The 18641-nt window shown below is 60.4% G+C and carries 19 protein-coding genes and 1 pseudogene; 10 read left to right on the forward strand and 10 right to left on the reverse strand.

Annotated elements, in window-relative coordinates:
* Positions 1–30 precede the first annotated feature (30 nt).
* From FFH90_RS08160 to arsC, 3 genes are read right to left on the reverse strand one after another with little or no spacing between them, the layout of a single operon-like run.
* Entirely contained in the window at positions 31–456 is a 426-nt protein-coding gene (locus FFH90_RS08160; protein WP_138866971.1) for a DUF2069 domain-containing protein, read from the reverse strand.
* Positions 449–1054: an NAD(P)H:quinone oxidoreductase gene (gene wrbA / locus FFH90_RS08165; RefSeq protein ID WP_018926302.1), complete on the reverse strand. Its 606-nt coding sequence runs from the start codon at positions 1052–1054 to the stop codon at positions 449–451. The genes FFH90_RS08160 and wrbA overlap by 8 nt, the downstream gene beginning before the upstream one ends.
* Complete coding sequence (gene arsC / locus FFH90_RS08170; protein WP_018926301.1) at positions 1051–1404, reverse strand: arsenate reductase (glutaredoxin); 354 nt, start codon at positions 1402–1404, stop codon at positions 1051–1053. Before arsC ends, wrbA begins: the two co-directional genes overlap by 4 nt.
* A gap of 114 nt (positions 1405–1518) precedes the next feature.
* Here arsC and FFH90_RS08175 point away from each other — a divergent pair, with 114 nt between their 5' ends.
* Positions 1519–1986 carry a TlpA disulfide reductase family protein gene (locus tag FFH90_RS08175; RefSeq protein ID WP_018926300.1) on the forward strand — a complete coding sequence of 156 codons (468 nt, stop codon included), beginning with the start codon at positions 1519–1521 and terminating at the stop codon, positions 1984–1986.
* 85 nt (positions 1987–2071) lie between these two features.
* On the opposite strand, the gene FFH90_RS08180 is transcribed toward FFH90_RS08175, so the two are convergent.
* Both FFH90_RS08180 and FFH90_RS08185 read right to left on the reverse strand, forming a co-directional pair.
* Positions 2072–2476, reverse strand: coding sequence for an META domain-containing protein (locus FFH90_RS08180; protein ID WP_007937547.1), 405 nt, complete (start codon positions 2474–2476; stop codon positions 2072–2074).
* Positions 2476–2910: a hypothetical protein gene (locus FFH90_RS08185; RefSeq protein WP_018926299.1), complete on the reverse strand. Its 435-nt coding sequence runs from the start codon at positions 2908–2910 to the stop codon at positions 2476–2478. The genes FFH90_RS08180 and FFH90_RS08185 overlap by 1 nt, the downstream gene beginning before the upstream one ends.
* Before the next feature lie 134 nt (positions 2911–3044).
* On the opposite strand from FFH90_RS08185, the gene FFH90_RS08190 reads away from it, so the two are divergent.
* Positions 3045–3440 (forward strand): hypothetical protein, encoded by a 396-nt coding sequence (locus FFH90_RS08190; protein WP_111455169.1) that lies wholly within the window; start codon positions 3045–3047, stop codon positions 3438–3440.
* A gap of 5 nt (positions 3441–3445) precedes the next feature.
* Here FFH90_RS08190 and FFH90_RS08195 read toward each other — a convergent pair whose 3' ends face one another.
* Positions 3446–4435, reverse strand: coding sequence for a 2-hydroxyacid dehydrogenase (locus FFH90_RS08195; RefSeq protein ID WP_138866972.1), 990 nt, complete (start codon positions 4433–4435; stop codon positions 3446–3448).
* 97 nt (positions 4436–4532) lie between these two features.
* Positions 4533–7283 (reverse strand): response regulator, encoded by a 2751-nt coding sequence (locus FFH90_RS08200; protein ID WP_018926296.1) that lies wholly within the window; start codon positions 7281–7283, stop codon positions 4533–4535.
* Positions 7284–7498: 215 nt separating this feature from the next.
* On the opposite strand from FFH90_RS08200, the gene FFH90_RS08205 reads away from it, so the two are divergent.
* The 8 genes and pseudogenes from FFH90_RS08205 to FFH90_RS08240 all read left to right on the forward strand — a co-directional run bounded on the left by FFH90_RS08205 (position 7499) and on the right by FFH90_RS08240 (position 16356).
* Positions 7499–8221: a response regulator transcription factor gene (locus FFH90_RS08205; RefSeq protein ID WP_138866973.1), complete on the forward strand. Its 723-nt coding sequence runs from the start codon at positions 7499–7501 to the stop codon at positions 8219–8221.
* Positions 8222–8234: 13 nt separating this feature from the next.
* A pseudogene (locus FFH90_RS08210) lies at positions 8235–8951 on the forward strand (sensor histidine kinase); the annotation flags it as partial.
* Between the two features lie 145 nt (positions 8952–9096).
* The gene (locus tag FFH90_RS08215; RefSeq protein ID WP_086944570.1) at positions 9097–10119 is read left to right on the forward strand and encodes a YhcG family protein; all 1023 of its coding nucleotides are present in this window, start codon (positions 9097–9099) and stop codon (positions 10117–10119) included.
* A gap of 104 nt (positions 10120–10223) precedes the next feature.
* A complete protein-coding gene (gene cysM / locus FFH90_RS08220) occupies positions 10224–11126 on the forward strand; it encodes a cysteine synthase CysM (RefSeq protein ID WP_018926292.1) in 903 nt (300 codons plus the stop codon).
* Complete coding sequence (gene rlmD, locus FFH90_RS08225) at positions 11126–12478, forward strand: 23S rRNA (uracil(1939)-C(5))-methyltransferase RlmD (RefSeq protein WP_086944571.1); 1353 nt, start codon at positions 11126–11128, stop codon at positions 12476–12478. Before cysM ends, rlmD begins: the two co-directional genes overlap by 1 nt.
* A gap of 121 nt (positions 12479–12599) precedes the next feature.
* A complete protein-coding gene (relA, locus tag FFH90_RS08230) occupies positions 12600–14843 on the forward strand; it encodes a GTP diphosphokinase (RefSeq protein WP_018926290.1) in 2244 nt (747 codons plus the stop codon).
* Positions 14844–14954: 111 nt separating this feature from the next.
* The gene (gene mazG / locus FFH90_RS08235) at positions 14955–15788 is read left to right on the forward strand and encodes a nucleoside triphosphate pyrophosphohydrolase (RefSeq protein ID WP_018926289.1); all 834 of its coding nucleotides are present in this window, start codon (positions 14955–14957) and stop codon (positions 15786–15788) included.
* 25 nt (positions 15789–15813) lie between these two features.
* Positions 15814–16356 (forward strand): DUF2058 domain-containing protein, encoded by a 543-nt coding sequence (locus tag FFH90_RS08240; protein WP_018926288.1) that lies wholly within the window; start codon positions 15814–15816, stop codon positions 16354–16356.
* Between the two features lie 66 nt (positions 16357–16422).
* On the opposite strand, the gene FFH90_RS08245 is transcribed toward FFH90_RS08240, so the two are convergent.
* The 3 genes from FFH90_RS08245 to fabA form a co-directional block, all read right to left on the reverse strand.
* A complete protein-coding gene (locus FFH90_RS08245) occupies positions 16423–16611 on the reverse strand; it encodes a hypothetical protein (protein WP_018926287.1) in 189 nt (62 codons plus the stop codon).
* A gap of 277 nt (positions 16612–16888) precedes the next feature.
* Positions 16889–18109, reverse strand: a complete 1221-nt coding sequence (gene fabB / locus FFH90_RS08250; RefSeq protein ID WP_007937568.1) for a beta-ketoacyl-ACP synthase I — start codon at positions 18107–18109, stop codon at positions 16889–16891.
* A gap of 11 nt (positions 18110–18120) precedes the next feature.
* On the reverse strand, positions 18121–18636 hold the full coding sequence (gene fabA / locus FFH90_RS08255; RefSeq protein WP_018926285.1) for a 3-hydroxyacyl-[acyl-carrier-protein] dehydratase FabA: 516 nt from the start codon (positions 18634–18636) through the stop codon (positions 18121–18123).
* Positions 18637–18641: the final 5 nt, after the last annotated feature.

Raw genomic sequence — 18641 nt, forward strand, 5'->3', positions numbered from 1 at the left:
CAGAGCGTAGGAACGATCACCGCGGGGCTATCAGGCGGGGGCAATCTCGCCTTCCCCCGCCAACTTGCGGTTCAACTGATACCGCCACCGCACATACAGCATCGCCGAGCAGAACACAGCCAGGCTCGCGCCCATCTCCAGCAAACCGAACAGCTGCCGGTTCGGGTCATAGGCGGCCAATGCGCCCTTGATGAAATACAGATTCACCACAAAACACATCCACGAATGCCCACGGGCACTGCCGACGATCATTCCCGGTGCCAGCAACAACAGCGGCACCAGTTCGATCAGCAGAATCACCCACGGCCGCGCGCCATGCAGGTCGGCGAACACCAGGTAGTAGGCGCAAAGCAGCCCCGCCAGGCTGAAAAAGCACAGCAGGCTGATGACGCGCATCGCCCGTACACGCGGTTCGAGCCATTCGATGGCAGGCAACACCTTAGGCTTCTTAGCCACGATGGCTCTCCAGTTTCTGCGCAGTCTTCGCCAGGCGCAGGCCCAAGGCACGGCACAATGCGACTTCATGTTCGTTCAAACCGCTTTTGCCATCGGCCCCGGCGTGATGACTGGCGCCGTAAGGCGTGCCGCCGCCACGGGTTTCCAGCAGCGCCGATTCGCTGTAAGGCAGGCCGGTGATCAACATGCCGTGGTGCAGCAACGGCAGCATCATCGACAGCAGTGTGGTTTCCTGGCCGCCGTGCAGGCTGGCGGTCGAGGTGAAGACCCCGGCCGGTTTACCCACCAGGGCGCCGGTCAGCCACAGGTTGCTGGTGCCGTCGAGGAAGTATTTCAGCGGTGCGGCCATGTTGCCGAAGCGGGTCGGGCTGCCCAGGGCCAGGCCGGCGCAGTTCTTCAAATCGTCGAGGCTGGCGTACAGCGCGCCTTCATCGGGAATGTCCGGCGCCACGGCTTCGCATTCAGTGGAGATCGCTGGCACCGTGCGCAACCTGGCTTCAAGGCCGGCCTGCTCGACACCGCGGGCAATCTGCCGGGCCATTTCATTGGTCGAGCCGCTACGGCTGTAATACAGCACCAGAATGTACGGCGCGCTCACGGCAGCAACTCCAGTACATTCTCCGGCGGACGGCCGATGATGGCTTTGTCGCCGACTTCGAGAATCGGCCGCTCCATGAGTTTCGGGTGTGCGGCGATAGCGGCGATCAATTGCGCTTCGCTCAAGCTACTGTCGGCCAGGTTGAGGGTTTTGTACTCGTCCTCGCCGGTGCGCAGCAATTGCCGGGCGCTGATTCCGAGTTTGCTCAACAGGCTCTGGATTTGCGCGGCGTCCAGTGGTGTTTCCAGGTAGCGGACGACCGTTGGCGTCAGGCCTCGGGCTTCGATGAGTTCGAGCGCACCGCGGGATTTCGAGCAGCGCGGGTTGTGATAAAGCGTCAGATCGGTCATGTGCGGGTCGCTTCTTGCGTAAAGTGGCGGCTATTCTAACTGTGCGGCGCGTAATCCAGAACCTTGGGAGGCGATGGGTCGCAGGTGCATTCTATTTTTGACAAGGATTGAGACATGACAAGGCGACTGGCAGCAGCATTGGCGATCATGGGGGCGTTATTGCTGGGGGGCTGTGGCAACGACTATGGCATCGACCAGAATGGTCACAAGGTCGCTGCCGAGCGTCTGGACAAACAATGGCTGGTGCTCAATTACTGGGCCGAGTGGTGCAGCCCGTGCCGGACCGAAATCCCACAGCTGAATGTGTTGGCCGAGCAGCTCCAGGGCAAGAAGATCGGCGTGTTCGGGGTCAACTTCGACAATGTGCAGGGCGAAGAGCTCAAAGGCGCCAGTGAGAAACTGGGGATCAAGTTCACCGTGCTGGCCCAGGATCCGGCCGACCTTTTCGAATTGCCGCGCAGTGAAGCGCTGCCAGTGACTTACATCATTGATAACAAGGGCAAGGTGCGGGAACAGTTGATGGGCGAGCAGACGGCGGCGGGGGTGATGGCGAAGCTTGAGGCGTTGCAGGCGACCAACTGACCGAGCACCGCCTGTGGCGAGGGAGCTTTGTGGCGAGGGGGCTTGCCCCCTCGCCACAAGTCACTTGGCTACAAACGAGGGGCAATCACCCCTCTTCAAGCCACCAACGCAATGGCTTGCCTTCGGCCGGCCAGAAGCGCATCTGGTCAATCGGTGAGACGTCCCAGCGCTGGACGTTTTCCAGCGCCTGCAGGAAGCGTTTTTCCTGCTCCATCAACGCCGGCGCGCAGAGTTTGCGGGTACTGCCGATCTTGCCGAAGCTGAGCTTTTCACCTTCCAGGGAATACGGCGCGAACCAGTGGTTGCAGCCGCCGTTACCGTAGGCCCGACCGTCGTCACCGAGCGTGATGGTCAGGTGGCTGTAGTCCATCAGCGGACGTTCGCCGATCCACTCCAGAATGTAACTGCGGTTCTGTTGCAACTTTACCGGCTCGGCGGCGCAGCCCAGCAGGCTGGCACCGACCATCGTGGTCAGAGCAAGGCGTTTCATCACGCAGGCTCCTGGCACTTCGGGCACAGGTGTTTTTCGCCGGCTGCGGTCCAGCCCAGCTCGGCAATCCGTGCGGTGGCGGCCGGTTTTTCAGCCTTGTTGCCCAGCTTGGCGTCGACCGCGAACTCGAAGCTCAGCTCTTTGGCGCAGCTGTCGCAGTTGACTTTCCAGGTGTGGATCGCCAGTTCGCCGAACACCGGACCACTGGCCACCGCGACCCATTGGCCGGGCGGGTTGATCAGGTGGCGAACCGTTTCGACGGTCAGGCGCATGGACAAGTCCTTGCTGCCTTTGAGGGTCACTACCAGCACGTCGTTGTTACGAATCGAGCCACCGTTGCCGGTGACTTGATAACGCCCCGGCACCAGGGCGCGGCATTCGGTGAGGGTGTGTTGCGGGTTCATCAGGCTGTAGCGGAAATCGTGTTCGACCATGGGTCCTCCAAATATGCGCGATATGCTAGCACGGGCATCAGCACAGCATGGCGTGGGCATGTGACCTTCGATCAGGTTCAAATTGCCTGCTAATCCATGGCAAACTGCCATTTTTGCATCTCTAAGGAACAGAAATGGCGTTGATCGAATGTTACGAGTGCAAGCAACGCATCAGCTCCACGGCGCCTGCTTGCATTCATTGCGGTGCGCCTGCGGCAACGGTGCACGCGGCTACTTCGACGGCAGCGCCTGTGGAAGCACCGCTTTCTTTCGGGCGTTTGCCGAGCAATGAGAGTGTGCCTCGGGTGACCCCGGCCGCCTTCGGGCGTAAACGAAAAACCGAAATCCAGGCTGAGGTCCCGGCACCGGTGCTCAATGGACCGCGTCCGGTGGAACTCTGGCTGAAACTGATGATTTTCTTTCTGCCGCCGTTTTTTGTCTGGTTCCTGCTGCGTCGCGGGCATTCAACGGGGCAGCGCTTGCTGGGCTTCGGCTGGCTGGGCCTGATGATCCTCTTGTCCAAGGCCTGAGCCGTTCAGCGCTCGACCTGATTCTGTGGCGAACCGGCCGCCCAGGCCGCGATGTTCTGCAAAGTTGTCGCGGCAATCGCGCCCAGGGCTTCGCGAGTGAGGAAGGCCTGGTGTGCGGTGATGATCACGTTTGGAAAGGTCAGCAGGCGCGCCAGCACATCGTCTTGCAGTGGCAGGTCGGAGCGGTCCTCGAAGAACAACTGCGCTTCCTCTTCATAGACATCGAGCCCCAGATAGCCCAATTGACCGTCTTTCAACGCATCGATCAGCGCCGGCGTGTCCACCAGACCGCCACGCCCGGTGTTGATCAACATCGCGCCGGGCTGCATGTGCGCCAGTGACTCGCGGTTGATCAAATGTTTGCTCTGCTCGTTGAGCGGGCAATGCAGGCTGATGATCTGAGACTCGGCCAGCAGTTGCGGCAAGCTCAGGTAGCGCGCGCCGAGGGCTTCGACCTGTGGGTTCGGATAGGGATCATAGGCCAGCAATTGGCAGCCGAAGCCGTGCATGATCTTCGCAAAGGTCGCGCCGATCTGCCCGGTGCCGACCACGCCGACGGTCTTGTTCACCAGGTCGAAGCCGGTCAACCCGTGCAGGCTGAAATCGCCCTCGCGGGTACGGTTGTAGGCGCGGTGCAGACGGCGGTTGAGCGCCAGGATCAACGCCACCGCGTGTTCGGCCACGGCGTGGGGCGAGTACGCCGGGACCCGCACAACCGTCAGCCCCAGGTGCTTCGCCGCCGGGAGGTCGACATGGTTGTAACCGGCCGAGCGCAGGGCGATCAGGCGTGTGCCGCCCGCTGCCAGGCGTTCAAGCACCGGGGCGCTGAGGTCATCGTTGATGAAGGCGCAGACCACCTCGTGATGCTCGGCCAGCGCCGCCGTGTCGAGGCTCAGTCGTGCCGGCTGGAAATGCAGTTCGATGCCGGCGGGCAGGCCGGCGGCGAGAAAACTCTCGCGGTCGTAGGTCTGGCTGCTGAAAAGAATCGTGCGCATGCTGTCCTCCTGGAAGTCTCAAACCCCGTAGCAGCCTTCGGCAGCTGCCATAGGGTTTAAGCTTAGCGTTCAGGCCCTCCTGCGTTATTGCGCTGCATCAGGCATTGATGCGCGCATGGGCCGCGAGGCGATTGATGGCGCGTTCGAGTTCTTCCAGCGCGACGGGGGCTTTCGGGTCCTGTTGCTTGAGCAGGGTTTCGCTGCGCTGGCAGGCGGCGCGCAGTTGCGGGACGCCGCAATAACGGGTTGCGCCGTGCAGGCGATGGACCCGCTCGATCAGGGCGTTCTGGTCGTTGGCTTCACGAGCCACGCGGATGGCCTCGCGGTCGGCTTCCAGGGAGGCCAGCAGCATGGCCAGCATGTCCGCCGCCAGATCGGCCTTGCCGGCCGCCAGGCGCAGGCCTTCTTCGTGGTCCAGCACCTGCAGTTCATGACCGCTGTTGTTATCGCTATTACGCTCCGGACCCTGATTGCGCAGCGCCAGGCCCGTCCATTTCAACACCACTTGCGCCAGTTGCCGTTCGCTGATGGGTTTGGTCAGGTAGTCGTCCATGCCGCTTTGCAGCAATGCGCGTTTTTCATTGGCCATCGCATGGGCGGTGAGGGCCACGACCGGCAGTGGCGTGCAATGCCGCTCGCTTTCCCATTGGCGAATGGCTTCGGTGCTTTGGCGCCCATCCATGCCGGGCATTTGCACGTCCATCAACACCAGATCGAAAGTCTCGTTCTGTACGGCCTTGACCGCGGCGTAACCGCTTTCTACCGCGAGCACCTTGGCGCCCATGTCTTCGAGCAGGGTTTGCACCAGCAGCAGGTTGGCCGGGTTGTCGTCCACGCAAAGGACCTTCGGCGCGCGGCTGGAAACCGGCTCGGCGGGGTCGCTGCGCTGCTGGCGCGGGTTGACCAGATCAGACAGGGCACGACGCAGCTTGCGGGTGCAGGCGGGTTTGGACTGGAGCTGGCTGTGGGGGTTGGGCACCGAGAGATGGAACAGCGTCAGTTCGGTGGTCGGGCACAGCACCAACACTCTGCAGCCCAGGTGTTCAAGGTCCCAGATGTGCTGGTTGAGGCGCTCCGGCGGCATGTCGTTGCTGGTGATGCCGAGCACCGCCAAGCCGATTGCCTGATCGGTCTGGTGGGCGCCGGTCACGCCATTGGCCAGGCTTTCCAGGGTATTGAACGGCGTGACGCTCAGGCCGCAGTCTTCCAGTTGATGCTGCAATGCCTGACGGGCCAGTTCATGGTTTTCCAGGACAGCCACCCGCTGCCCGAGCAACGGTGGGCCGGGCAGGTCTTCGGCGTCGTCGCGGGTTTTGGGCAGGCTCAGGCTGATCCAGAATTCCGAGCCTTCGCCCGGCGTGCTGTCGACGCCGATCTCGCCGCCCATTTGTTCGATCAGCCGTTTGGAAATCACCAATCCGAGGCCGGTGCCGCCGGGTTGTCGGGACAACGAGTTATCGGCCTGGCTGAAGGCCTGGAACAGGGCGCGCACGTCCTGGTTCGACAGACCGATGCCGGTGTCCTGAATGCTGATGCGCAGTTGCACGCTGTCTTCATGCTCTTCTTCGAGCATCGCCCGGGCGACGATGGTGCCTTCGCGGGTGAACTTGATCGCATTGCTCACAAGGTTGGTGAGGATCTGCTTGAGTCGCAACGGATCGCCCACCAGCGACAGTGGCGTATCGCGATAAACCAGGCTCACCAGCTCAAGCTCTTTGGCGTGGGCGGCCGGGGCGAGGATGTTCAGGGTGTCTTGCAGCAGGTCGCGCAGGTTGAACGGAATATGGTCGAGCACCAGTTTGCCGGCCTCGATTTTCGAGAAATCGAGAATCTCGTTGATGATCCCCAACAGGCTGTCGGCAGACTTTTCGATGGTGCCCAAGTAATCGAGCTGGCGCGGCGTCAGTTCGCTTTTTTGCAGCAGGTGCGTGAAGCCGAGAATGCCGTTGAGCGGCGTGCGGATTTCATGGCTCATGTTGGCCAGGAACTCGGACTTGATCCGGCTCGCCTCCAGGGCTTCCTTGCGCGCCAGATCCAGCTCGATGTTCTGGATTTCGATGGTTTCCAGATTCTGACGCACGTCTTCGGTGGCCTGGTCGACGCTGTTTTGCAATTCTTCCTGAGCGTTCTGCAGCGTCCCGGCCATGCGGTTGATGCCGGACGCCAGTTCATCCAGTTCCTGGCTGCCGAGGGGCGGCAGGCGGGTTTCCAGGTGACCGTCCTTGAGTTGTGCCACGGCTTGTTTGATCTGGCTCAATGGCCGATTGATGGTTCGGCCCATGCGTAACGCCAGCAGCGCCGCACCGGCCAGGCCTCCGCCGATCAGCAGCAGGCTGGCGAACAGGCTGCGGTAGCCGCGCAGCAGCATGCCGTTGTGGGACAGTTCGAGTTCGACCCAGCCCAGCAGGCGGTCGGCTTCATCGGGGATCAGGTCACCAGCCAGGTTGCGGTGCTTGCCGAACACCGGCAGCAGGTAACGCGTGGCGTCATTGCCACTGCGGCGCAGCAACTGTGAACCGTTGCCCAGGGGGGCCTGATTGAGCATGGTCGGGCCGGCATGGGCCAGCGGCGTGCGGTCGGGGGCGAGGAAGGTCACCGCGCGCACGTCGGTCTGTTCCAGGGACTGGGTGGCGATGCGCTCCAGCAGCTCGTTGTCTTTGCGACCCATGGCCGGGGCCACCAACGGTGCCAGCTGTTCGGCGATCATTTCGCCGCGTTGCATGAGCTGGGCTTGCAGGTCCGATTGCTGCATCCAGGTGAAATAGCCGCCCAGGACCAACGCCATCAGGGTGGTCGGCAACAGGGTCAGTAACAGCACGCGGCCTTTAATTCCCAGTTTCTTGAGCACGCATCTCTCCTGCATCCAGCTGTTTATTGACCTGCACATGCGTCCGGCACGCGCCACTTGCGCAGTGTAGCGATTTGCATGCGGGCAATCTTCGTAAAATTGATGTCGTCATTCGTCGGTCAGTTCAATGCTTTGGTCCAGGGAGACAAACCTTGGGTTGCCCCTGGAGAGGCAATCTTGAATAATCAGCAATTGAGAATTATTTGCAGATACTCATGACTCCCATCGCGATTGGCCATCCTCGCATCCTCTCTATCGAAGACGATCCAGTGCTCGGTGCTTATGTTCATGAGCATCTGGGGCGCTGCGGTTTTCAGGTGACCTGGTGCCAGAACGGGCAGGAAGGCCTGGCGATTGCGCGCCAGCAGGCCTTCGATGTGGTGTTGATGGATATTCTGTTGCCGGGGCTCGATGGCCTGGCGGTGTTGACCCAATTGCGCCAGAGCCATTCCACGCCAGTGGTGCTGATGTCGGCGCTGGGTGCCGAGGCGGATCGCATCAGTGGTTTTCGCCTCGGGGCCGACGATTACCTGCCCAAGCCTTTCAGCATGGCCGAGTTGCGGGTGCGCATCGAAGCGATCCTGCGGCGGGTGGCGTTCGACCGTCGACCAGTGCCGATACCGACGCCCCCTGCGACGGACTGCCTGCGTTTTGACGATGAACTGGGCGAGGTCTTTTGGGGCGAGTACGCGGCCGGCCTGACCCGCAGCGAGTACCGCTTGCTGGACACGCTGAACCGCAACGACGATGAAGTGTTGAGCAAGGCGTTCCTTTATCAGCAGGTATTGCAGCGCGGTTATGCGCCCCATGACCGCAGCCTCGACATGCACATCAGTCAGATTCGCCGCAAGCTCAAGGCCATCGGTTACACCGAGCGTGAAGTGCGCACGGTTTGGGGCAAAGGGTACGTATTGAGTGCGGTCGATGAAGTGGTCTGACGCGCCGGGCCGCACGGTGGTCCTGCAACAGCAACTGCTGCGCGATCTGTCCCACGAATTGCGCACGCCGCTCAGCCGGTTGCGGGTGGCCTGTGAAAGCGAGCAGGACCTGGAGCAATTGCGCGAGCGCATTAGCCGGGAAGTCGACGGCATGCAGCGCCTGGTCGAGGATGCGCTGCAACTGGCCTGGCTCGACACCGAGCGCACGTCTTTGCCCGATGAAGCGATCCAGGTCCAGGCTTTGTGGGAAATGCTCACGGAAAACGCTTGCTATGAAAGCAGCTGGCCGGCGAGTCAGTTGCACTGTGCGGTGGATGCCTCCTGCTGGGTGCGCGGCCATCTCAATACCCTGGCCCAGGCGCTGGAAAACATTCTGCGCAATGCCATTCGTCATTCACCGCAGGGCGGTGCCGTGATGTTCGGTGGCCGGCGTGATGGCGACTTTTGGCACCTGTGGCTGGAGGACGAGGGCGGTGGGGTGGCTGACGAGGATCTTGAGCGAATCTTCGCGCCGTTCATCCGGCTCGACGGCTCACGGCCGGGGGAGGGTGGGTTCGGATTGGGGTTGAGCATTGCGAGGAATGCGGTGCAGCGGCAGGGCGGGCGGCTTTGGGCGGAGAATGCAGGGCGGGGCTTACGGCTGAATATGCTGTTATTGGCTGATCTCCATGGCGACAATGATGACGCCCCCGCTCCCACAATTGATATGTGTCGACCACAAATTGCGTGATCAACCCCGGCCGCGAAGAGGCTTGCTGATTTTGCCGGAGCGTTCCCGTTATTTTGTACGACCTTTCTTAAAGGGTATCGCCGACATCTTAAGCCTGACTTGACGGAATAGACTCGCGTTTTTCCTCGTCCTCCAGGAGTTCGGTATGAATGCATCCAGCGTCCCCGGCAACGCACACGACGACCGTTTCAATGAAGTGCTTGCGCTGATTCAAAATGCCAAACAGCAGGCCATGCAGGCGGTGAATACCCAGTTGATCGAGCTGTATTGGCAGGTCGGTGCTTACATCAGCCGCAAGCTGGAACAGGCTGAGTGGGGCGATTCTGTGGTCAGCCAACTGGCTGAGCATCTGGCTCAGACTCAACCGGGGTTGCGCGGGTTTACCCGGTCGAACTTGTTTCGCATGCGCCAGTTCTATGAGACTTATCACGCTGAAGAGAAAGTCGCACCACTGGTGCGACAATTGTCCTGGTCGCATAACCTGATCATTTTCAGCCAGAGTAAACGGCCGGAAGAGCGGGAGTTCTACGTGCGTTTGGCAGTTCAGGAAAAATGGTCGAAGCGCGAACTAGAGCGTCAGTTCAAAACCGCACTGTTTGAACGAAGCGTGACCCAACCAGCAAAAATCTCAGCAGTGCTGAGACAAGCCCACCCGGCAGCGCTTGAGATATTCCGCGACGCCTACATGCTCGAGTTTCTCGACCTGCCGGGTGGCCATGCCGAAACTGATCTGCATAAAGGGTTGATGGCGCGCCTCAAAGAATTCCTGAGCGAGCTTGGCCGCGATTTCTGCTTTGTCGGTTCCGAGTATCCGCTTCAAGTGGGTGGGTGTGATTTTTCCCTGGACCTGCTGTTCTTCCACCGTGGCCTTAATTGTCTTGTAGCCATTGAGCTTAAGGTCGGTCGTTTTAAGCCGGAGTATTTGGGCAAGCTGAACTTCTATTTGGAAGCGCTGGATCGCAAGGAGCGCAAACCCCACGAAAACCCGGCCATCGGTGTGTTGCTCTGCGCCAGTAAGGATGACGAAGTGGTCGAATACGCCCTTAACCGCAGCCTGTCGCCAGCGTTGATCGCTGAATACCAGGTCCAGCTTCCGGACAAACAGCTGCTGCAGGCCAAATTGCATGAGTTTTATGTATTGAATATTGCACAAGGAGAAGAGGAGTGAAGTGCTTATTCCCATAAGCCATAAGCCCCTTACTTTGCGTGATATGGCCTGCGCACGTTTGCCGGTATGATAGGCGCCCCCGCAGTCCGGATTGCGAATACGCCATGACCTTGCAGTACCCAACCATCGCCGATTGCGTCGGCAACACTCCGCTGGTCCGTTTGCAGCGCCTGCCTGGCGTCACCAGCAACACGCTTTTGCTCAAGCTCGAAGGGAACAACCCGGCGGGTTCGGTCAAGGATCGTCCGGCGCTGTCGATGATCACCCGCGCCGAATTGCGCGGGCAGATCCACGTCGGCGACACGCTGATCGAAGCGACTTCGGGTAACACCGGGATTGCCCTGGCCATGGCCGCCGCGATCAAGGGTTACAAGATGATCCTGATCATGCCGGACAACTCCAGCGCCGAGCGTAAAGCCGCGATGACGGCCTATGGCGCCGAGCTGATTCTGGTCAGCCAGGAAGAAGGCATGGAAGGCGCGCGCGACCTCGCCCAGCGAATGGAAGCCGAAGGCCGTGGCAAGGTGCTCGATCAGTTCGCCAACGGTGACAACCCCGAGGCGCACTACACCACCACCGGTCCGGAAATCTGGCGTCAGACCCAGGGCACCATCACGCATTTCGTCAGCTCGATGGGCACCACCGGCACCATCATGGGTGTCTCGCGCTACCTGAAAGAACAGAACGAGAACGTGCAGATCATCGGTCTGCAACCCATGGAAGGCTCGGCAATTCCGGGCATCCGCCGCTGGCCGCAGGAATACCTGCCAAAGATTTATCAGGCCGATCGCGTGGACCGGATCGTCGACATGGCGCAAAGCGAGGCCGAGGACGTGACCCGTCGTCTGGCGCGCGAAGAAGGCATTTTCTGCGGCGTGTCTTCGGGCGGTGCAGTGGCGGCGATGCTGCGCCTGTCCAAAGAAGTTGAAAACGCGGTGATTGTCGCGATCATCTGTGACCGTGGCGACCGTTACTTGTCGACCGGCATTTTCGACGCGCCAAACTGATGGCCAAGCAAGAGAGAGGCCTGCGCTTCCAGCCCACGGGCGGCAGCAAGGCCCCGCAAGTCCCGACCGGCAAAAAGCAGCGTTTGACCATCGAGCGCCTGGCTAATGACGGTCGCGGTATCGCATTTTTTGAAGGTCGCACCTGGTTCGTTATCGGTGCCTTGGCCGGTGAAGAGGTCGAGGCGCGGGTCTTGGGTGCCCACGGTAAAGTGGTCGAGGCGCGTACCGAGCGGGTGTTCCAGGCCAGCCAATTGCGCCGCCCGGCACCGTGCGCCCATGCCGGTCGCTGCGGTGGTTGCAGCGTGCAGCATCTGCCCCACAACGAACAACTCGCCCTGAAACAGCGCATGCTCGCCGAGCAATTGTCGAGGGTTGCCGGCGTCGAACCCGAAGAGTGGGCTACGCCATTGAGCGGTCCGGAATTCGGCTACCGGCGTCGTGCCCGGGTGGCGGTGCGTTGGGACATGAAGGCGAAAAAACTCGAAGTCGGTTTCCGCGCAGCGGGCAGCCAGGACATCGTCGCCATCAACGAGTGCCCGGTGCTGGTACAGCCCTTGCAACCGATCATGACCCGCTTGCCGGATATGCTGCGGCGCTTGAGCAAACCTCAGGCACTGGGGCATGTGGAATTGTTCAGCGGTTCGTCATTGGCGGTATTGCTGCGGCACATGGCGCCGTTGTCCGAAGCCGATATGACGATCCTCAAGCAATTCTGCGCGCTCCATGAGGCCCAGTTGTGGCTGCATGGCGACGGCGAGCCGCAACCGGTCGAGGCCGATCAGACCCTGGGCTATCGCCTTGAACCGTGGGACTTGAACCTGGCGTATCGGCCTGGAGATTTCATCCAGGTCAACGCCGGGGTCAACGAAGCGATGGTCGCTCAGGCGCTGGAATGGTTGGCGCCGAAAGCCGATGAGCGGGTTCTGGACCTGTTCTGCGGGTTGGGCAACTTTGCCTTGCCGCTGGCCAGGACCGTTCGTGAAGTGGTGGCGGTGGAAGGTGTGCAGGCCATGGTCGAGCGGGCCGCCGCGAATGCCGCTAGTAATAATTTGCATAACGCGAAATTTTTTCAGGCCGATTTATCCCAGCCTTTGGCTGATGCCGAATGGGCCAGCGAAGGCTTTTGTGCGGTACTCTTGGACCCACCTCGCGACGGTGCTTTCGAGGTGGTGCGCAAGCTTGCGTCCCTGGGGGCCGAACGATTGGTTTATGTGTCGTGCAACCCTGCAACTCTGGCGCGCGACACGGTCGAATTGATCAAGCAGGGCTACCGGTTAAAACGTGCCGGGATTCTCGATATGTTTCCTCAAACGGCGCATGTCGAGGCCATGGCGTTATTTGAAGCGAGCTAGGATGGCTCGTCTGGTCCGACTGACCGTCCGTGCCGCCACGCATCAGCCCGGCGGGGCGCCCGGACAATGAAGGTCAGCGATTTGACGCATTGAATCTGCGTCGTAGGGAAGGTAAAGCAAGATGGTACAGGTGAGAGCACACCAGCCGATCAACACTGACGGCAGTATCAATCTCGAGGCTTGGCTCGATCACGCGGTCAGTATCGATACGGCACTGGATCGCGAAGCCTTGAAAGAAGCCTGCGAGTTCGCTCGCGAGGCCGAACAACAAGCCAATGCGGCGAAAAACCTGTGGTCCGAAGGGACCTCGAGTTTCCGCACCGGCCTTGAGATCGCCGAGATTCTCGCCGACCTCAAACTCGATCAGGATTCGTTGGTCGCGGCAGTCTTATACCGCGGCGTGCGCGAAGGCCAGATCCAGTTGCCGGCGGTCAGCCAGCGCTTCGGCCCGGTGGTCGCCAAACTGATTGACGGCGTGCAACGCATGGCGGCGATCAGCGACAGTCTGAGTCCGCGTAAATCCATGGTGATGGGCACCCAAGGCCAGGTGGAAAACCTGCGCAAGATGCTCGTGGCCATGGTCGACGACGTGCGCGTCGCGCTGATCAAACTGGCCGAACGCACCTGCGCGATCCGCGCGGTGAAAACCGCCGACGACGAGAAGCGTAACCGCGTCGCCCGTGAAGTCTTCGACATCTACGCGCCGCTGGCTCACCGCCTCGGTATCGGTCATATCAAGTGGGAGCTGGAGGACTTGTCCTTCCGTTACCTCGAGCCCGACCAGTACAAGCAGATCGCCAAGTTGCTCCATGAGCGACGGCTGGATCGCGAGCGCTTCATCAGCGATGTGATGACCCAGCTCAAGAACGAGTTGCAGGCCACCGGCGTCGAGGCTGACATCAGCGGCCGTGCCAAACACATCTATTCGATCTGGCGCAAAATGCAGCGCAAGGGTCTGGAGTTCAGCCAGATCTACGACGTGCGCGCCGTTCGCGTGCTGGTGCCGGAAATGCGCGACTGCTACACCGCGCTCGGCATCGTCCACACCCTGTGGCGGCACATCCCGAAAGAATTCGACGACTACATCGCCAACCCGAAAGAGAATGGCTACCGCTCGCTGCACACCGCGGTAATCGGCCCTGAAGGCAAGGTACTGGAAGTGCAGATCCGCACCCACGCCATGCACGAAGAAGCCGAGCTGGGGGTTTGCGCGCACTGGCGATACAAGGGCACCGACGTCAAGTCCGGCTCGAACCACTACGAAGAGAAAATCTCCTGGCTGCGTCAGGTTCTCGAGTGGCACGAAGAGCTGGGCGATATCGGCGGCCTTGCCGAACAGCTGCGGGTCGATATCGAGCCGGACCGGGTTTATATCTTCACTCCCGACGGTCATGCCATCGACTTGCCGAAGGGCGCGACACCGCTGGACTTCGCTTACCGCGTGCACACCGAAATCGGTCACAACTGCCGCGGCGCCAAGATCAACGGGCGCATCGTGCCGCTCAACTACAGCCTGCAAACCGGTGAACAGGTCGAGATCATCACCAGCAAGCACGGCACCCCGAGCCGCGACTGGCTGAACCCGAACCTGGGCTACATCACCACGTCACGGGCGCGGGCGAAGATTGTTCACTGGTTCAAGCTGCAAGCCCGCGATCAGAACGTTGCGGCCGGTAAAACCTTGATCGAGCGCGAACTCAATCGCCTCGGCCTGCCGCAGGTGGATTTCGACAAGTTGGCCGAAAAGGCCAACATGAAGACCGCCGAGGACATGTTCGCTGCGTTGGGCGCAGGCGATTTGCGCCTGGCGCAACTGGTGAACCTGGCGCAGCAACTGGTCGAGCCGGAACGCGGCAACGAACAGCTGGAGCTGATCCCGCGCAAAGCCACCGGCTATAAACCGGGCAAGCGCGGCGATATCCAGATCCAGGGCGTCGGCAACCTGATGACCCAGATGGCCGGCTGCTGCCAGCCGTTGCCGGGGGACGCCATCGTCGGTTACATCACCCAGGGCCGTGGCGTGAGCATCCACCGTCAGGACTGCGCCTCGGTGCTGCAACTGGCCGGGCGCGAGCCGGAGCGGATCATCCAGGTCAGCTGGGGGCCGGTGCCGGTGCTCACCTATCCGGTGGACATCATCATTCGCGCTTACGACCGTTCCGGTCTGCTGCGTGACGTGTCGCAGGTGCTGCTCAACGAGCGGATCAACGTGCTGGCGGTCAACACCCGCTCGAACAAAGAGGACAACACTGCGTTGATGTCCCTGACCATCGAGATTCCGGGGCTGGATGCGCTGGGGCGGTTGCTGGGGCGTATTTCCCAGTTGCCGAACATCATCGAAACCCGCCGTAACCGCACACCGTAAGGCGTTCACTTTTTTGTGGCCGCCAAGCTTTTGTGGGGCTGGCTTGTCGGATCGCGGCGGTGCGGCGATCCGACAAGCCAGGTTCCCACAGGTTCTCGCAGAGATTGATTGATGTATTCACTTGAAGACCTGCTGCACCTGATGAACCGTCTGCGCGACCCGCAGTACGGCTGCCCGTGGGACATCAAGCAAACCTACGCCACCATCGTCCCGCACACCCTGGAAGAAGCCTACGAAGTTGCCGATGCTATTGAACGCGGCGATTTCGATCACTTGCAGGGTGAGTTGGGCGACTTGTTGTTCCAGGTGGTTTATTACAGCCAACTGGCTCGGGAAGAAGGGCGCTTCGAATTCGCTGGCGTGGTCGACAGCATCACGCGCAAGTTGATCCGCCGTCATCCTCACGTATTTCCCACCGGGGATCTGTACGCGCCGCTGGACGTCCCGCGTCTGAATGAAGAGCAGGTCAAGCAACGCTGGGAAGAGATCAAGGCCGAAGAACGCGCCGAGAAGTCTTCGGCGCCGGAGCAGTTGTCCTTGCTCGATGACGTACCCGCGGCACTGCCGGCGTTGTCCCGTTCGGCAAAACTGCAGAAGCGCGCAGGGCAGGTCGGGTTCGATTGGCCGGACGCCTTGCCGGTGCTCGACAAGGTTCGCGAAGAGCTCGATGAAGTGCTTGAAGCCATGGCCGACAATGACTCGGCGGCGATTGCCGATGAAGTCGGCGACCTGCTGTTTTCCGTGGTCAATCTGGCGCGTCACCTCAAGGTCGATCCGGAAACCGCACTGCGTGGCGCGAACACAAAATTTGAAAGACGCTTCCGATTTATCGAACAGGCATTGCGCGACACCCACCGTCCCATAGAAGATTGCACCCTCGAAGAGTTGGACGCCTTGTGGGGCGAAGCCAAACGTCAGGAAAAGAATTTGCCCAGCTGCGGCTGAGCTGTTGCCTAAGTGAGTAAGCACCATGAGCCTTTCCCTTCGCGACCAGTTGCTCAAAGCAGGGCTGGTCAACCAAAAGCAGGCCAAACAGGTCGGCAAAGAAAAACAGAAACAACAGCGTCTGGCCCACAAAGGCCAGATCGAACTCGATGACTCCCAGCAGCGTGCGGCTCAGGAAGCCATGGCCGAGAAGGTCAAGCGCGATCAGGAGCTCAACCGTCAGCAGCAGGAGAAGGCCGAGCAGAAGGCCCGAGCCGCCCAGGTCAAGCAATTGATCGAAGTCTCGCGCCTGCCCAAGCTGAACACCGAGGACTACTACAACTTCGTCGACGACAAAAAGGTCAAGCGTATCTCCGTCAACACCCTGATGCGCAACAAGCTCAGCAGCGGTTCCCTGGCGATCGTGCATCACGCTGGCGGTTATGAAGTGATCCCTCGTGAAGCGGCCCTGAAGATTCAGGAGCGCGACCCACAGCGCATCGTGCAGCTGAATGTGAAGACAGAAGAAGTCAGCACCGAAGACGATCCGTACGCGGCCTATCAGATTCCTGACGATCTGATGTGGTAAGCCGTTAGCAGCTGCAACAACGACAAACCCCGCTCATGGCGGGGTTTGTCATTTTCAATGCGGTGGTTATGCAGAACGCGCTTCGCGTTGCTGCTCCAGTGATTCCAGTTCGGCCTTGTATTGGTGGGCTTCGGTCTCGGAGTGGAACATCCCGACCAGCAGGTCTTGTTGATGTACATCCCAGATGCGGATACCGGCGGCGATGCCTTCATGGGACATATGTGAATCGTCGCGTTCAGTTACTTTTACAGTCATCTGCTAGCTCCAATCTCTGTTATCTGCAGCAAGGCGTGTGCAGGCCTTTGTTATAAGTTTTGTTAGCTGGCTAAGTAAACGACTGAAATCGGTAACGGACTTTTTCAAAAACGGAGAAAGTGCTGCAGCCCGCGAAATACGCGACATTCAGTCGCAGGCTGTTGAGTTCCATGACAAATGTTTCATGTTTCAAGGGCTGTCTGGCCGTAGATAAAACCTGGCCAAAAAAAACGCCCCGAACCAGTCGGGGCGTTTTTATGTGTGGCGTAGGCGGGTATTACTTACCCTGCCAGCGCTTCAGTACCAGCGTGGCGTTGGTGCCACCGAAGCCGAAGCTGTTGCTCATCACGGTGTTGATGGTGGCGTCTTCGCGAGTCTTGGTCAGGATTGGCATGTCTGCCACTTCCGGGTCCAGTTCGTCGATGTTGGCGGAACCCGCCATGAAGTTGCCTTCCATCATCAGCATGCAGTAGATCGCTTCGTGAACGCCGGCGGCGCCCAGGGAGTGACCCGACAGGCTCTTGGTGGAGCTGATGGCCGGAGCGTTGTCGCCGAACACTTCACGCACACCTTTCATTTCCATCACGTCGCCGACCGGAGTCGAGGTGCCGTGGGTGTTCAGGTAGTCGATCGGTGCGTCAACGGTGGACATGGCCATCTGCATGCAGCGGATGGCGCCTTCGCCGCTTGGGGCGACCATGTCGTAGCCGTCGGAGGTCGCGCCGTAGCCAACGATTTCCGCGTAGATCTTCGCGCCGCGGGCCAGAGCGTGTTCCAGCTCTTCGACCACGACCATGCCGCCACCGCCGGCGATGACGAAACCGTCACGCTTGGCGTCGTAGGCACGGGAAGCTTTTTCCGGGGTTTCGTTGTACTGGCTGGACAGGGCGCCCATGGCGTCGAACAGGAACGACTGGCTCCAGTGCTCTTCTTCACCGCCGCCGGCGAATACGATGTCCTGCTTGCCCATCTGGATCTGTTCCATGGCGGTACCGATGCAGTGAGCACTGGTGGCGCAGGCAGAAGCGATGGAGTAGTTCAGGCCCTTGATCTTGAACGGGGTGGCCAGGCAAGCGGAAACAGTGCTGCTCATGGTCCGCGTTACGCGGTATGGGCCGACGCGCTTGACGCCTTTCTCGCGCAGGATGTCCAGCGCTTCCATCTGGTTCAGCGTGGAGGCACCACCGGAACCGGCGATCAGGCCGGTACGCGGGTTGGAAACTTGCTCTTCGGTCAGGCCGGAGTCTGCGATGGCATCTTTCATGGCCAGGTAGGCGTAAGCCGCCGCGTGGCCGACGAAGCGATAGATCTTGCGATCGATCAGCTCTTCGAGGGGAAGGTCAATGGAGCCGGAAACCTGGCTACGCAGACCCATTTCGGCATATTCCGGGTTGAACCGGATGCCAGGGCGGCTTGCACGCAGGTTAGCGGAGACGGTCTCTTTGTCATTGCCCAGGCACGAAACGATGCCCAGACCAGTGATAACGACGCGGCGCATGCGGATAACCCTTAGAAGTTGTCAGTGGAGGTGAAAACGCCGACCCGAAGGCCTTCGGCGGTATAGATTTCGCGGCCGTCGACAGTCACGGAACCATCGGCGATGGCCATGTTCAGTTTGCCTTTGAGGACGCGTTTGATATGGATGTTATAGGTGACTTTCTTGGCGGTCGGCAGTACCTGGCCAAAGAATTTCACTTCGCCCGAACCCAGGGCGCGACCGCGGCCCGGCAGGCCTTGCCAGCCGAGGAAGAAACCGACCAGTTGCCACATGGCATCGAGGCCCAGGCAGCCCGGCATCACCGGATCACCTTCGAAGTGGCAGGCGAAGAACCACAGGTCTGGAGTGATATCCAGCTCGGCGACCAATTCACCTTTGCCGTACTTGCCACCCTCTTCGGAGATCAGGGTGATGCGATCGACCATCAGCATGTTCGGGGCGGGCAGTTGCGCGTTACCCGGGCCGAACAGCTCACCACGACTGCAGCGCAGCAGGTCTTCCCGGGTAAAGGCGTTTTGTTTGGTCATGCGAG

The organism is Pseudomonas sp. ATCC 43928, from assembly GCF_005938665.2.
GTDB lineage: Bacteria > Pseudomonadota > Gammaproteobacteria > Pseudomonadales > Pseudomonadaceae > Aquipseudomonas.